The 16585-nt window shown below is 52.0% G+C and carries 10 protein-coding genes; 4 read left to right on the top strand and 6 right to left on the bottom strand.

From position 1 onward, the window contains the following. Window positions 1–277: 277 nt before the first annotated feature. Complete coding sequence (locus FHS90_RS20095) at window positions 278–1333, bottom strand: LacI family DNA-binding transcriptional regulator (RefSeq protein ID WP_066834674.1); 1056 nt, start codon at window positions 1331–1333, stop codon at window positions 278–280. A gap of 625 nt (window positions 1334–1958) precedes the next feature. Here FHS90_RS20095 and FHS90_RS20100 point away from each other — a divergent pair. From FHS90_RS20100 to FHS90_RS20115, 4 genes are all read left to right on the top strand, one after another. Then, window positions 1959–5126, top strand: a complete 3168-nt coding sequence (locus tag FHS90_RS20100) for a SusC/RagA family TonB-linked outer membrane protein (RefSeq protein WP_220483114.1) — start codon at window positions 1959–1961, stop codon at window positions 5124–5126. Window positions 5127–5146: 20 nt separating this feature from the next. Continuing rightward, a complete protein-coding gene (locus FHS90_RS20105; protein ID WP_182514355.1) occupies window positions 5147–6991 on the top strand; it encodes a RagB/SusD family nutrient uptake outer membrane protein in 1845 nt (614 codons plus the stop codon). Between the two features lie 11 nt (window positions 6992–7002). After that, a complete protein-coding gene (locus tag FHS90_RS20110) occupies window positions 7003–8223 on the top strand; it encodes a BT_3987 domain-containing protein (protein ID WP_182514356.1) in 1221 nt (406 codons plus the stop codon). Window positions 8224–8522: 299 nt separating this feature from the next. Further along, entirely contained in the window at window positions 8523–9356 is an 834-nt protein-coding gene (locus FHS90_RS20115) for an endonuclease/exonuclease/phosphatase family protein (protein ID WP_246387247.1), read from the top strand. 660 nt (window positions 9357–10016) lie between these two features. On the opposite strand, the gene FHS90_RS20120 is transcribed toward FHS90_RS20115, so the two are convergent. From FHS90_RS20120 to FHS90_RS20140, 5 genes are all read right to left on the bottom strand, one after another. After that, window positions 10017–11675: a beta-N-acetylhexosaminidase gene (locus FHS90_RS20120; RefSeq protein ID WP_182514357.1), complete on the bottom strand. Its 1659-nt coding sequence runs from the start codon at window positions 11673–11675 to the stop codon at window positions 10017–10019. 115 nt (window positions 11676–11790) lie between these two features. Then, on the bottom strand, window positions 11791–13230 hold the full coding sequence (locus FHS90_RS20125; protein ID WP_182514358.1) for a Gfo/Idh/MocA family protein: 1440 nt from the start codon (window positions 13228–13230) through the stop codon (window positions 11791–11793). A 72-nt stretch (window positions 13231–13302) separates the two neighbouring features. Beyond that, window positions 13303–14598 (bottom strand): sugar MFS transporter, encoded by a 1296-nt coding sequence (locus tag FHS90_RS20130; protein ID WP_182514359.1) that lies wholly within the window; start codon window positions 14596–14598, stop codon window positions 13303–13305. A 182-nt stretch (window positions 14599–14780) separates the two neighbouring features. After that, window positions 14781–15422 (bottom strand): carbohydrate-binding family 9-like protein, encoded by a 642-nt coding sequence (locus tag FHS90_RS20135; protein ID WP_182514360.1) that lies wholly within the window; start codon window positions 15420–15422, stop codon window positions 14781–14783. Window positions 15423–15438: 16 nt separating this feature from the next. Further along, window positions 15439–16584, bottom strand: coding sequence for a phosphotransferase enzyme family protein (locus FHS90_RS20140; protein ID WP_182514361.1), 1146 nt, complete (start codon window positions 16582–16584; stop codon window positions 15439–15441). Window position 16585 lies beyond the last annotated feature (1 nt).

The following is a 16585-nucleotide window of genomic DNA, read 5'->3' on the forward strand; positions in this document are numbered from 1 at the left end:
CAGGGCGCAGCACTGGCTTGCCCTGCATCTGCTAGCCTTTACAGCCTTGTTTATCCGAAAATTCAACCAAAATCAAAAACTCTAAACAGCTTCATGGTTATGAAATAATCTTACAACCCGTTTTAGGCCTGTTTTAGCAAAATCAGGCCTAAAACGCTAAAGTCCTCAGAACTGCAGTCTGGGGCGTTAAATGTAGTTGGCTGTTTCTGGGCTGTTTTGGCCAAAACAGCCCAGAAACAGCCGATAGGTGAGACGCTGCAACAAAAGCGGGAACGTTCTACAGATCTGCCTCTATGTAATAATGCAGGTTTTCTTTGGTGATGATGTCTAAGGGGAGGTACTTGATGGGGTTGGTCTTTTTCTTGAACACCAGCTGGTCTGCCAGGCCGTAAATGCCCCAATACCCCTGCCCTTTGGGGTTCTGGTTGATCAGGAAATCTATGGTCCCTTTGTTCAGAAACTCCAGGTTTTTCTCCATGAGGTCATAGCCAATCAGCCTAATCTGGGAGATGCCTTTAGTTTGCAGGTACTGGGCCACGGTATGTGCCTTGGAGTTGGTCACGAATATGCCTTTTACCTCTGGGTTCTGCAGCAGCAGCTTGTCTAGCTGGTCCTGAAACGCCTCTGAGGTGGAGTTCCCCAGATCTGCCTGCACTATTTTAAACATCTTGCCCGCAGAATGCTGGTGGAAATAATCATAGAACCCTTGCTCTTTGTTAATCAAGTGTGAGGAGTTGGCCAAGTCAACATCTATATGTACCACTAAGAATGTCCCGCCCTCTGGATGACCATACTGCAGCAGTTTAGCCGCCAGATATCCGCTTTGGTAAGAGTCCTGCCCAATATAGATCAGGGGTTCATAGTCTGGGATATGGGTATTGAACAGGGCGAAGGGGATACCTGCTTCTTTCCATTGCTTAAAATACGCCAAGGACTCCCGGTAAAAGATGGGAGCTACCAAAATAGCGATAGGCTGCCGGGCTCTTACTTCTGCGGCTTGTTCCTTAAAAGAGTTGGCGTTAAGCGGGTCAAAGATAAACTGGGTCACCCTTACCCCGTACTGGGTTAATTCTGCAGCTGCTTTCTCTATGCCGGTTTGCGGAGCCTGCCAATAATCATCTTGCGCAGGATCTGGAATGAGTGCCGCAATATCATAGGTTCTGTTGTTCACTAAGGTTCTGGCCAGCAGATTGGGCTGATAATTAAGCTCCTTGGCAATTTCTAAAACCTTTTGCCGTACGTCTTCGGCCACGCGGCCACGCTCATGCAGTACCCGGTCTACCGTACCCGTTGAGACCCCGGCCTTTTCGGCTATATCTTTAATCCTGACCATTTATATATTCTTAAATATCTATTAAGTGGAACCCCTGAGAAGAAGAGGCACTTCACTTCTTTAGCATTCTGCACTATTGCCGGGGCGGAGGAACTTTCGGCTAGCGTACCACAAATAGGAAATATCTTTCTAAAGTTAAAAGGTATACTTTAAAGGTAAACCTGATCTAGCTATTTGTTTTCAAAAAAGCTTAACAAATCCTTAATCCATCTCTCCGTCCTGATCCCTTACCTTTATATTTCAAATTCTTCCTGAATCCCAAAGGTACTTACATATATACAATCTCCCAAGGCAAGAATTAAACAGAAATTTGTGTGCACGTCAACACTTATAAATTTTTCATGCGTTTACGAACACATTTATTTTATGAATTTGTTTGCATAATTGTTTTTTTTATTCATATTTGGTTGAGCAAGACAAAACCCATGGCTTAAAAATGCAATAATGCCATAAACATGGGTTCATAACGGCATCTTGAGGGCACAAGGAAAGAGAGAGGCAACTGGTACTGTGTTCCTGAGGATTTGTTTTCCCACTCTGCCCCGGCAGAACGCAGGTTCCTTTTCAGAAGCCGGAATACCTATACAGCAACATCTACCCAGAAATAACCTTTAAACTTCTCTCAATGCGAAAACTGTTACCTTACCCGTCTGCCGTCATGCTAGCAGCACTGCTTTCTGCGGCACCTGACACCAGCCTTGCCAGGGATAGGTCTTTAGCGACGGATGTCTCCGGTACTAGCAAAGATCTACTTGAGGCTGCCACCCCACCGCCACCTGCTGCTGAAGAATATGCAGCCATGGTGCAGCAAACCACCAACCGCGATATTACCGGCTCTGTAAAAGACTCAACCGGGACTGCCTTAGTGGGGGTTACGGTATTAATTAAAGGCACTACCATTGGCACCAGCACAGATGTCAACGGGAAATACATTCTGAGCGCCCCAGACAATGCCACGCTGGTTTTTAGCTACATAGGGTATCTCTCGCAAGAAGCCACGGTGAGGGGAAAAGACGTGGTAAATGTAATCTTGAGATCCAATTCTTCGCAGGTAGATGAGGTAGTGGTTGTGGGGTTTGGCACCCAGAAAAAAATCAGTACGGTAGGCGCGCAGTCTACTATCAAGCCTACAGAACTTCAGCTCCCGGTCCGGAATTTAAGTACTTCTCTGGGTGGCCGTCTGGCTGGGGTGGTCTCTGTGCAACGCAGCGGTGAACCAGGCGGAGATGACGCCGATATTTACATACGGGGTATTTCTACGTTCAGCAACAGCTTGAGCAAACCGCTGGTGCTGGTAGACGGGGTTCCCCGCCCGTTTTCAGACGTAGACCCGGAAGACATAGAAACCTTCTCGGTGCTCAAAGATGCCTCTGCCACGGCGGTGTACGGGGTAAGAGGTGCCAACGGCGTGATCCTTATCACTACCAAAAGCGGCACTATGGGCAAACCGAAATTCAACATTAGGTATAATGAGGGTATTACCACTTTTACTAAAGTCCCTGCTTTTGCTAACGGAGTCACGTACATGCAGATGGCCAATGAGGCGCTTACCAACCGGGGCGGCCAACCCCGTTATACTGAAGAAACCATACAGGCTACCAGAAACCAGACAGACCCCTACCTCTACCCCAATGTAGACTGGTACAAAGAGCTCTTCAACAAATGGGGAAGCACCAGAAGGGTGAACATGAACATTAACGGCGGAAGTGACAAGGTCAATTACTACGTGGCCACCAGCTTCTATGATGAAAAAGGGCTATACAAAACAGACCAGCTGGCTGAATATGACTCCCAGGTCTCCTACAGAAGATATAACCTCACCTCAAACATCACTTTAAAGCCGTCTGTCACCACCACCGTGAAACTTGGGGTACAAGGATACCTGGCCAATGTAAATTATCCAGGCACCAACGCCAGCGACATCTTTGAGAAAGCCTTTTTCATGACGCCGGTGCTCAACCCGGTACAGTACCCAGACGGAAAAATGGCCGATGTGGCGGCCTCCAGCGTGCAGAACCCGTACGCGTTGCTGACCCAAACCGGCTATGCCAACCAATGGCGCAACCAACTGTTCTCTAACCTGCGGGTAACCCAGACCCTGGATTTCATCACTGAGGGTTTGTCAGCTACCGGTATGTTTTCTTTTGACGCCTACAACTACGTAAGCTTGAGAAGAACCAAAACCCCTGACACCTGGCTGGCCAATGGCCGCGATGCGGATGGGAATCTGATTTTCCAGCAGACCCGCATTGGTACAGAATACCTGGCCTACAGCCGCAACAACAACGGTTCCCGCACCATTTACAGTGAGGGCTCACTTAACTACCAGCGGGCTTTCGGCAACCACAACTTTGGGGGCATGATTCTCTTCAACCAAAGCGATGAAATCAATACCCAGGCCTCTGACTTTGAATCCTCCCTGCCTTTCCGGTTCCGGGGGTTGGCGGGCCGCACCACGTATGCGTTCAAAGAGAAATACTTTGCCGAGGTGAACTTTGGGTACAACGGCTCAGAGAACTTCCTGCCCAGCAAACGGTACGGTTTCTTCCCTTCGGCAGCCGTAGGCTGGTTAATCTCTGAAGAACCTTTCTTTACTCCGTTGAAAGGCGTAGCCCAGATGGTAAAACTGCGCTTCTCGCATGGCATAGTAGGGAACAGCAATATTGGCGGTCGCCGGTTTGCCTATTTAGGAACCGTGTCTTCCACCACCGGTTATTCGTTCGGGAAGACTCCTTCCAGCCTTGGCGGTTATGACATTGGCGAGTACGCCGTAGACGTAACCTGGGAAACCGCCACCAAATCAAACCTGGGCCTGGACATCTGGACCATCAACAGCGGGCTCAACCTGCAGGTAGATATCTTTCAGGAGCGTAGGGAAGGAATTTTCCTGCGCAGGGCTTCACTCCCGGCCTATGTGGGCATGCGCAACAACCCCTACGGCAACGTGGGCAAGATTGACAACAAAGGGATAGACGCCTCTGCCAATTACTCAGGTAAGCTTGGCAAGCATTTCAACTTCCAGGTACTGGGCAATATCACTTTCAACCGCAACAAAGTGGTGGAAGACGACCAACCCGAGCCCATCTACCCTTGGCTTGACCGCAAAGGCCTGAAAGTGGGCCAGCGGTTTGGCTACATTGCCCTGGGGCTTTTCCAAAGCGAAGACGAAATTGCTAACAGCGCCCTGCAAGCGGGTGACGTTCGCCCCGGCGACATCAAATTCAAGGACCTGAACGCAGATGGCCGCATTGACGCCTATGACCAGGCACCCATCGGCTACGGACAAGTGCCCGAAATCATCTACGGGTTCGGGTTTACCCTTGGCTATAAGGCGTTCACGCTTTCAACGCTCTTCCAGGGGGTGGGCAACATGGATATCTGGCTCAACGGCGAAGGTCTGGTTCCTTTCCAGCAGGGCTTGAGCCGGGGCAACCTGTTCAACAACATTGAAGACAGATGGACCGTGGAAAACCCGAATCCCAATGCCTTTTATCCTCGCTTGGGAGCCGGTACCATCAATGACAACTACGCCAGAAGCACCTGGTGGATTGCCAACGGCCGGTACATGCGCCTCAAAACCGCCCAATTGTCTTACAAACTGCCTAAGAGCTTTGTCAGCAAAGCCAAAATGGCCAATGCAGATATCTTCTTCTCCGGGGTGAACCTACTCACCTTCAGCCCCTTTAAGTTATGGGATGTGGAATTAGGAGACGGTAGTGACGCCGCCTTCCCCGGTGGGGCCATGTACCCCAACGTGGCCACGTACAGCCTTGGCTTTAACCTCAACTTCTAACCAGACTTACCACGTTTATTATGAAAAGTCTAAAATATATTCTTGGTCTCACTATCCTGCTGTTCTCCAGTTCTTGCCAGGATGATTTTCTGGACCAGGTGCCAGATGACCGCTTAACCATTGAGCAGGTGTTCCTGCGCCGCGAGACCTCTGAACAATACCTGGCCAATGTGTACAACTACATCAAGGATGAAAGCATGGTCACCAACAACGCCCCCTGGATTGGTCTTTCAGACGAAGGGGACGTGACCTATGACCGCCCAGGCTACCTCACCTTCCTGATGAACATTGGGAACTGGAGTGCCGCCTCTGGGTACTATGACAACTACTACGGTGACTATTATAAAGGCATCAGGTCTGCTACCACGTTCATCAACAACATTGGCAACAACCCCCAGTTTACCCCAGAACTGATCACCCGGAGAACCGCCGAGGCCCGGTTTGTGCGGGCGTTCCTGTACTTCAGCCTGTTGCGCACCTGGGGGCCCGTCACCATTCTGGGGGATGAACTTATACCCGGGGACCTGGAACCCAATGACGCAAAACTCCACCTGCCCCGCAATTCTTATGATGAGTGCGTAGACTACATTGTCTCTGAACTGGACCTGGCAGGCCAGGACCTTCCGCTGCACTGGACCACCCAAGAATCAAACAGCCAGCAGTATGGCGTGGGTGAGTTTGGGCGTGCTACCAAAGTGGCCTGTATGGCGCTTAAAAGCCGTGTCTTGCTGTATGCCGCCAGCCCGTTGGTAAATGGCAACCAGGAGTACGCCGGTTTCACGAACAAAGACGGTAAGCAGTTGATCAGCCAGCAGTATAACCCTGCAAAATGGGAAAGAGCAGCCAAAGCGGCCAAAGACATTATTGACCTGAACATTTTGTCGCTGTACAAAAAGAATGACGCACAGGGCAATTTTGACCCACTGCTTTCTTACAGAGGTGTTTTCCTGGATGCTTGGAACCCTGAAGTAATTTTTGCCCGGGTGGCGAACAACATTGCCGGGTGGGAACGTGCCTCCAGCCCCAGGTTGGCCAGTGGGTTCGCGAGTACTGGTCCTACCCAGCAAATGGTAGATGCATACCACATGGCCAATGGGTTGAGACCGGTTCTTGGGTATACTTCCAACGGTTCGCCCATCATCAATGCCCCCTCTGGTTATTCAGAGACCGGTTTTACCGCCGCTGCCACCAAGTACACGCTCGCCAACACCTACAACATGTACGTGAACCGGGAGCCGCGCTTCTATGCCAACGTGAATTTCAACGGCGTTCAATGGATCAACACCAGTGAAGGAGTGAAAGTCATCCAGACCTACAACACCGGTGAATCCGGCCCGGCCGGCTCCTGGGACCACTCCCGCACAGGTTACATCAACCGTAAGAATGTCTCCCCCGCTGCCAACCCCAGAACGGGGGTGAACACCGCCCGCCCGTGGGTGATGTTCCGCTACGCGGAAATTCTACTCAACTATATAGAAGCCCTGCATGAAACCGATCCTTCCAACCCAGACATTCTGCAGTACCTGAACGACATACGTGAACGGGCGGGCATTCCCCAGTTTGGAGAAGGGCCTTCTCCGCTCCCCACTCCTTCCCCAGACGCCGTACGGGAGCTGATCCGCCATGAGCGCAGAATAGAACTGGCCTTTGAGCACATGCGCTACTTTGATACCCGCCGCTGGAAAATTGCCGAACAGACCGACGCTGGTCCTTTCTACGGCATGAACATCAGCGCCAACCCGCCCGAGTTCTACAAGCGGGTGGTCTTTGAAAACCGCGTCTTCCGGAAGAGCTATTACTTCTTCCCTATTCCGCAGCCGGAAATTAACAAGAACATGAATTTGGTCCAGAACCCAGGCTATTAAGCATGAAACCCATGAAAAGAATAAACTATCTCTATGCCATAGCCTTATTTGTAAGCTGCTGTCTGGTGGCATGCAAATATGATACAGACATCCCCAACCCCAGTGACTACGCCAAAGTATATATGCCCCAGGCCATAGACACCCCGGCCCGGCGCACGTTTGTGATGGCAGACACCCTGCAGAGCATTGTGATTGGGGCTGCCTACGGCGGGCCGAACTCGCTTGAAAGTCCTATAGAGGTCACATTTAGGGTAGACCCCGCTTTGGTAGACGCCTTTAACAATGCCAACGGCACGTCTTATGCCCCCATGCCCGCCGGGAGTTATGAATTACCCAACCCCAGGGCAAGCATTTCTGCGGGCGGGGTCAGTTCTTCCGCGCTACGGATAAAGGTAAAAACCAAAGGCGCGTTAGAGCCCTTCAAGCAGTACCTGCTACCGGTGACCATTGATCAGGTGAACGGGAACATACCGGTGAATGAGAGCCTCAAAACCACCTATTTTGTGGTGGAAGGCCAGCGCGAAGGCACGCCGCTCAAAGTCATGTCGTTCGGGAAAGGGTCTGGGGCGCACAACATGGCCTTGGTGGCAGATATCATCAACCCCCATAACCCAGACATTTTGCTGGTAAGGGAGATGGATATCAACACCAACCGCAACGGCAAAATAGACCAGGCCGCTGCGCTGGCAGAACTGATCAGTATGCCGCATTACCTGTACATTCCGTCTATTGCCAGTTATGACGGCGGTTCTTATGGGGCCACTATCTTCTCCAGGTTGCCTATCAAAGAACAGATCTACCACATCTTGCCCACCGGTGACATCAACACCGAGAAAGGCCCGCTGGGCATCATTACCGTGGCGTTGGCAGACGGCACCGAGGTGGTTTTTGCCGGTACGCACCTAAACTCCAACGCCACCCGCAGGGCGGCCCAGCTCCCGGAACTGTTGAACGTTATGAACACCTACACTACCCAGCCGCTCATCTTAGTTGGCAATTTCAACGAGAGGCCGCCGTCTGGGCCGGTGTACGTTTCCTTAGCAGACGCCCAGTTCATTTTCCCGTGCAGCACTTGCCCCGCCAACACGCCGGTCACAAACCCGGTGAACTATTCAGACTTTATCCTGTACAAGCAACCAAATCGGTTCCGAGTGATGGGGTACACGGTGGGCACCACGTCTACCAGCGCGCATTTGCCTGTTATTGCCCAGTTTCAAGTGTACAAAGATTAAGACGCTCCGCCCGCTGGGAATAGTTTCCACTCAATTCACAGCGGACGGGGCTTCTAAAAGGAGATAACTACCACGCAAAACGTTAGAATCAAAACTTCCGCCCGGCGGAAATTCACCGGAAGCGGCCGGGGGTTTCAAGCAACACCCCAACTCCAGACTTGGCATCCGTTTTTGGCCTGTTTTCAGACAAACAGACCAAAAATGGATGCCAGCTTCCGGCAGTTTAAGATTTTAGAAAAATTACTACTGGAGGTTCCCTTTCCGGTCATCTAACTAAACAACAAACCAAACATACCCCTATGAAGCCACTATTTAAGTTATTCCTGCCTTTATGCATTCTGGCCGCCTGCGGCGGAACCAGTGCCGACCCGGAGGAAGAGGAGATTCCGGCCCCTGCCCCCCAGGGCCCTGTGGTCAAAGTGATGTCCTATAACATCCATATTGGCAACCCGCCCTCTAAACCCGCCGATTACCGGGAACTGGAGGCAGCCGCCAACGTGATCAACCTCCAAAAACCTGATCTGGTGGCTTTACAGGAAGTAGATGTGAACACCAGAAGGTCAGGATCAACAGTGGACCAGGCGAAAGAACTGGCCCGGTTAACTGGCATGCACTATTACTACACCAAGGCCATTGATTACCAGGGCGGCCAATTTGGTGATGCCGTGCTGTCCCGCCTGCCCATTCTTGAAAAACGCCGCTATGAATTGCCGGTAACTTCCCAGCTGGGCGGAGAAACTCGTTCGGTGGCCTTGATCACAGTGGAGAAAGAGGGACATAAATTCCATTTCGCGTCTACGCACTTAGACCATCTGGGCCCCGAGGATAACCGGATCCTGCAAGCGAATGAGCTGGTGAAGGTGGTCAAGGAATTTACGTTGCCTCTAATCATTGCCGGAGACCTAAACGCGGTGCCCACCTCTACCACCATGGGTATTCTGTTCCAGCAGTTAAGCTCCGGTTGCCAGAGCGCGTGCCCCTTCACGTTCCCGGCCATTAACCCCACCCGCACCATAGATTACATCATGGTGCACCCGTTGAACAAATTCAACATCAAAAGCTACCGCACCATCACCGAAACCTACGCCTCTGACCACCTGCCGTTGGTTTCAGAGATCCAGCTGAAGAAGTAATTTTTGTATTCCGCTTTCAGTAGAAAAGTTAGCAAACCGACTACGGATTATTTGAAAGCCATTTCATCTTGGGTTTTTAAATTCCGTTTCCGGGCTGTTTTCGTGAAAACAGCCCGGAAACGGAATTTTGGTTTAACACGCATTCCGTCCCCCTTTGAAGGGGGTAGGGGGATGACCAAGGCCGTTGAAGAACCGCCAGCTTCTGCCAAATGTCTTTGAAAAAATGATTCTCGAGAATGCGTACTTCTGCATGAGTATCATCCCCTTACCCCCTTCAAAGGGGGACAGACTGCGTGGATGGAGATAGCAAATCGGGTTCCTGTTTATGGCTTGTTTTCTGGAAAACAGGCCGAAAACACAAGTTTGATTGTATGCGTTGCAAGCGTTTTGGCAGCTTTCCCACAAAACTAAATGTCAGCGTCTCCCCTGCTTTCGGCCTGCGGCCGATGCTTTAGTAACTTCCGCCGTGGGCGAATAAAAAAAATAAGAACATCTTCTCTGGTCGCCTTCCCCAAGTGCCATTATTACATTTCAAACCTATTCCGTCAACTAAAAAGTGGTGCTGGCTTCTGCAGGAATACGTACCTATGCCCACAAAGAAAGCCGCCCTGGTTTAACCAAGGCGGCTTTACTCTACAACAAACTAGTTTACAACTTATCCTATTTGACCTGCCCTAACGCTTTCTCAGTTTTAAAATACGGGGCATACTTTACACCTAGCTTATCCAGGTGCTGCACGTGCTTGAATAACCTGGCTTTAAAGTCGCTGAAATTCTTTTTCTCGGGGGCAGTCCAGGCTACTTCGGCAAAGGCCGAAGCCCGGGGGAAGGTCATGTGCTCGGCGTGGTCTGGGGTGCCAATGTACTCTGACCAGACGTTGGCCTGCGGACCCAGGATATGCTTGGCTTCCTCTGGGGTGAGGCTGGCCGGCACGGGGTTGTACGAGTACACCTTCTCCAGCGGCAAGTATCCGCCAATGGCCACCGGCTCTACTTTGCGGGCGTCAGGGGTTTGGTAATAATCCAGGTACAGGAACGTGTTGGGCGACATGATCACGTCATGCTTCTGCTTGGCCGCGGCAATCCCGCCTTTTTCGCCCCGCCAACTCATGACCGTGGCGTTGGGGGCCAAACCGCCTTCCAGAATCTCGTCCCAACCAATGATGGCCCGGCCTTTTGAGTTCACAAACTTCTCAATGCGCTGAATGAAATAGCTTTGCAGCTCGTGTTCGTCTTTGAGGCCTTCGCGCTTAATCACGGCCTGGGCTTCAGCAGACTTTTTCCAGCGGTCTTTAGGGGCTTCGTCTCCGCCGATGTGAATGTATTTGCTCGGGAACACGTCCATCACCTCAGTGAGCACATCTTCCAAGAATCTGAACGTGGTCTCATGCGGGCAAAAAATGTCTTTCTGAATGCCCCAGGCGGTGAGCACTTGGTACGTGGTGTCTTTTATGCAGCCCAACTCTGGGTATGCAGCCAACGCGGCCAGGGAATGGCCCGGCATGTCTATCTCCGGAATAATGGTGATAAAGCGGTTCTGGGCGTATTTCACCAGATCTTTCAGCTCTTGCTGGGTGTAATAGCCGCCGTGGCGCTTGCCGTCATATTTACGGGGTTTGTCTTTCACGTGGCCCACCACGGTGCTGTCCCGCCAGGCGGCAATTTCCTGCAGTTTGGGGTATTTCTTGATTTCCATGCGCCAACCCGCATCTTCGGTGAGGTGCAGGTGAAAGGTGTTGATTTTGTAGAACGCCATCAGGTCAATGTACTTCCGCAGGAAATCAACCGGGAAATAATACCGGCCCACGTCCAGCATGAGGCCGCGGTAAGCAAAACGGGGCGCGTCTTCAATGGCCACCGCCGGTACCTTAAAGGTCCGCATCTGGGTTTTGCCTTCAATCTCGGCGGGCATCAACTGCCGAAGCGACTGCAGCGCAAAAAAGGCTCCTTGGGCCGTTCTGGCTTTCACCAGCACCTGCTTGGGCGTCACCTCCAGCTTATACCCTTCGGCATTTTTAATGGAGGTGTCTACCAGAAACGAGATGGAGTTTTTCTGGGGTTTGCTGTCCGGCTTGGCGTACGGCAACTGGTAACCGGCGGCGTTTTTCACCAATCCCGCCAGATAGTCGGCGGCCAGCTTGAAACCGGGGCTGTCTGCAGGCAAAATGAGGGTGGTTTTTCCGTCCAGGACGAATTCGCCTTTTTGGGGCGTCAACTTCTGCGGCTTGGGAATGATGGCGTACCGCAGGCTGTCCTGGGCAAAAACCTGCGCCTGGCTGAGCAGGAACAGGAAAAGAAAGGCAGGAATAATTCTTATCATGGTAGAGGAGGATTTGAGATGCAAGGGAGATGGGAATCTTCCCGTTTTCGGGCTGTTTTTCTAAAAACAGCCCGAAAACGGAAAAGTGGGTTCAACCGGAAAACAGTTCTGGCGGTTACGCCCGCACGTTCGTGGTTCCGCCCCCGGCCAAAGTCAGATCAACCGGCTTGTTCTTTTGCCAGGTACCGCCGGTAAAATCAGGCACGTCAATGGAGTTGGAGCGGTTGGCCACCGACCATTCACTCAACGGCGCGATGGCGCTCCACAAGGCGGCGTCATACACGTCCTGGTCCAGCGGAAGCCCGTTGCGCAGGCAGTCAATCAAGCGCCATTCCATCAGGAAGTCCATGCCGCCGTGGCCACCAATCTTCTTGGCCATTTCGCCCAGTTTCTGGGTGAGCGGCGGGGTGTACTGGTTCTGCACTTTCGTGAAATCCTCGGGCGAGAGCCACTTATGACCATTGGCGATTTTGGCAGGCATGGGCCATTTCTGGGCAATACCTTTGGTGCCGCTCACCAAATGGATCCTGGAATAAGGCCGGATAGAGGACACGTCATGCTGCACCACAATAGTCCTGCCTCTCCGGGTCCTGATGGTGGTGGTGTTCATGTTGCCCCTGAAGTTCATTTGCGCGAAGTCTTTGTAGAAACTGTCTTTGGCAGCCAGTTCCTTGGCTTTAGCGCCCATGGTGAAATCATTGGAAGACATAGACACCAGATAGTCCATCTGGTCACCGCGGTTAATGTCCATGATCTGGCAGATGGGACCCAGGCCGTGCGTGGGGTAAAGGCTACCGTTGCGTCCGTTCTCCTTGAGCCGCCACATGTCATAATAAGCCTGGTCGGTCTCGCTGGTTTTGCCAAAGTTGAGGTCAATCAGCTCATGAATATACGCACCCTCGCCGTGCACAATCTCCCCGAAATACCCTTGGCGGGCCATGTTGAGCGTGAGCATCTCAAAGAAGTCATAGCAGCAGTTCTCCAGCATCATACAATGCTTCTTGGTGCGCTCAGATGTCTCTACCAGTTGCCAGCACTCGTCAATGGTCTTGGCGGCGGGCACCTCTACGGCCACGTGCTTGCCATGCTCCATGGCGTACACAGCCATGGGGGTATGCAGGTGCCACGGCGTGGCGATGTACACCAAATCCACATCTTCCCGTTCGCAAAGCTTTTTCCAGGCGTCTTCGGTGCCGGAGTACGTGGCCGGGGCCGGTCTACCGGCGGCCATTTCTTTGCGGGAGAGATCTATCCGTTCTGGCCTGATGTCACACAACGCAGTAATCTCTGCCCCTTCAATATGCCCTACCCGTTTCACGGAACCAATGCCCCGCATGCCCAGACCAATGTACCCAATGCGCACTTTGTCTATCTTGGGTGCCGCATAGCCACTCATGTTAAATACCTGCCGATGGGTTTTGCCGGCCTCTTTCTGGATTTGACCTAAATTAGAAGCAGGGGCTGAAGTAGCGCAACTGCTCACCAGGCCGGTAGTAGCCAGTCCAAGACCGGTCAGGCTGGCCATTTTCAAAAAGTCTCTACGGTTACTGCTCATATGAAATTGTGTAAGGGTAAAGGGCTAAGGAATACAATCAAACATCGCACGGAGTGCGCCAATCAACGTCTGTTACCGGGACTTCACTTTATGACCGGCCGTGGCGAAATACAGGATAAACAAATAGCAGGGAATAACGAGCCAATACGCCTGCTGTGGGTCAAAATGGTCAGCCAGATAGCCGTAGAGCAACGGTAGTACGGCCCCGCCCGCCAACGCCATAATCAGGAAAGAGGAACCAATCTTGGTGAAACGGCCCAGCCCCGCAATGGCCAGCGGCCAAATAGCCGGGAACACCAGCGCATTGGCCAGCCCCATGAGCGACACGCACAGAACCGACACGAAACCGTCGGTGAAAATAGCGCCTAACCCAAACACAATACCCAGCACCGCAGACAGCTTCAGGGCATTTTCTTGGGAGATAAACCTGGGAATGGTCACAATGCCCACCAGATAACCTACAATCATGGCCCCTAGGGTAAACGAGGTGAAAAACTTGGCCGTGGCAAAGGCAATGCCCTGCGAGGCTCCGTAACTGATAATGGTATCACCGGCAATCACTTCAACGCCCACGTACAGGAACATAGCCGCCGTACCCAACAACAAATGCGGAAACTGCAGAATGCTTTTCTTGCCTGAATTGGCGGCGGCCACGGCCTCATCTTCCTGGTCAGTGTCTACTTCTGGCAACGAGGAAAAATACACCACCAATGCCAAGACCAGCAACACGCCTACCATGAGGCAGTAAGGTACAATCACACGATGGGCCAAAGCATCTAACTGGGCAGTTTTTTGCACTAAATCCATCTGGGCTAGTTGTTTCACCAACGCATCTGCGTCTTTCAGAGCTACCGCGCCCAAAGCAATTGGTGCAATCATACCGGCCACCTTGTTACAAATACCCATCACGCTAATGCGTTTGGCAGCACTCTCACGCGGCCCCAGAATGGTAATATATGGGTTGGCTGCCGTCTGTAGCAGCGCCAGGCCGGTGCCCTGGATAAACAGCCCCAATAAAAACAGGCCGTACGTGCGGGTCATAGCGGCCGGGATAAACACTACCGCCCCCACTGCCATCACAATTAATCCCGCTGACATGCCTCTTTTAAAACCCACAACTTTCAGAATCCAAGCAGACGGGATTGCCATCACCAGATAAGAGATATAAAAGGCGAAGGTTACCAGATAGGCCTCTGTATTGCTTAACTCACAGGCAATCTGCAGGTAGGGAATCAGAACCGAGTTCAGCCAGGTGACAAACCCGAAGATGAAGAACAGCGCCCCAATGATGATGATGGGCCGGGCACTGCCCGTTTGCGAGGCCAGCGGCGGGGCCGATGTTTCTGGCGAAGTGGTGACAAGTGACATAGCGTTTGTTTGTATTTGGTGTAAGGTTGTGTCAGGTCAGCAATAGCTGATGCAGGTTTCATTGGTCAGCTGAAATGCCGCCTAAACTTTTTTTCCGTTTTCGGCCTGTTTTCCAGAAAACAGGCCAAAAACGGGTTGTTTTTCTATTTCTTCGGCGCTGCCGATGGACAATTAATGCTCTCTCACTGGAACTGCATCTCCCCGAAATATTCCGGTAGGTGAAAGTTAGGTTCCTCGGCAGTGACGGTGCTCCAGGTCAGGTAATGGGGATTGGGCAAGTCATCACCGCATTTAAAGAAATTGACTTTGCAGTTCTGGCCGTCCAGCGTGGCGAAATCATGGCAGCAAAACACGTCTACTGGTATCAGCAGCGTCAGTTCCCAGTGTACCACCGTTGCGCCGCGCTTGCTTTCGCGCACGTTTAATTGCGCAGACCGCTTAATTTCCCTGATAATGCTTTCTGAAAAGACCTGCCGGTCATTCTTGCCGTTGCCGAACCCCATCAGGCAAGTCCCCAGGCTGTTGAATTCAAGGTTATAATAGGCTTCTTCGCCGTTAAAGGCGATAAAAAGCTCTACGCAGCTGTCTTTGTACACCGGGTCATTGGTTTTTCTGAACACCGCCCTGATGGCGTTCTCCTGCACATAGAATTTCACCAGAAAACAATCACTGCTGTGGGCCACCGAAAACGCCACCCTTGGTTTGTAGCCAAAAGCAGGCCACGGCGCTGCGTCAATGGCGTGTTTCTCCAGGTTGTCCAGCAACTCTGATACCTCTTGGAGAGATGATTGCCGGTCCAGCAGCGGCAAAAATGGGACTTCCAATTGCTTCACAGGAATATCAGTTAGCAGTGATAGGAATAGCCTGTACTTCTTGCACTACTTTCTCAATAATATCTTCTAACTGGGGCTGGCACGCTTCCAGCTGGTGTACCAGTTGGAACTGCGCCCGGGCACGCTGCAGGTTATGCCCCGCAAAATGGATTTTGTAGTAGTGATCCCCGTCTATATAATCGGTTAGGAACCGCAGCCCCATAATATAGGGGAGCAAAAGTGCGCCCGGCACTAAAGACGCAACCTCCTGTTCAGACAAGGCGGCACCGGTCTCTTCCAGAAACCCGCGGGCAAACCCTTCAAACAGGGCCAAATCCACATGAATCTTGCTGACATCTGCTTCATCTTCCGGAGCCGTGTTGACGGTGGTTCTAATGGCATCACCAAAGTCATAGGCCACATATCCTGGCATGACGGTGTCCAGGTCAATGACGCACTGGGCCTTGCCTTCCGGGTTAAGGAGCACATTGTTGAATTTGGTATCATTGTGCGTGACCCTAAGCGGCAAAACCCCTTGCTGCCCCAGGCGGTAGATGGTGCTCATGGCCTCTATGCGGTCTTGCACAAAGGCAATTTCAGGGGTTACCTCTTTCACCCGTCCCACCGGATCTGCCTCTACCGCACGCTTGAACAGGTTGAACCGGCTGACTACATGATGGAAGTTTGGGATAGTGTCATGCAACCGCTCCACTGGCAGGTCAGCCAAGAGCGCCTGGAACTTGCCAAACGCTCTTCCGCCCTCATACGCTTGCCGGGAGGAGGTCACTATATCATAGCTGGTGGTATTCTCCAGAAAGAGGTACATGCGCCAGTAATTGCCTTCCTGGTCCTGGTAAAACCATGGGCCTGCGTTGGTAGGCACCAAGGTGAGTACTTCTTTGCTGGGTTCTGCCCCCGCCACGGCTCCCAGCTTGTGCCTTAGATGCGTGGTCACCAATTGGATATTCTCCATGAGGGCAGGCACGTTTTTGAACACGTGGTGGTTCACGCGCTGCAACAAGTAGTCTGGAGACGCCGCCGCTGTATTTTGCACATGGTACGTGTCATGGATATGCCCCGACCCATGCGCGGTGACGGCTGCCACTGCCCCTTCTAATTGAAACTGTGCAAGAATTTGTTTCAGCTCACTGCCTGCCTCTGCTTTCTCTACCATG

Source organism: Rufibacter ruber (genome assembly GCF_014138425.1).
GTDB classification, from domain to species: domain Bacteria; phylum Bacteroidota; class Bacteroidia; order Cytophagales; family Hymenobacteraceae; genus Nibribacter; species Nibribacter ruber_C.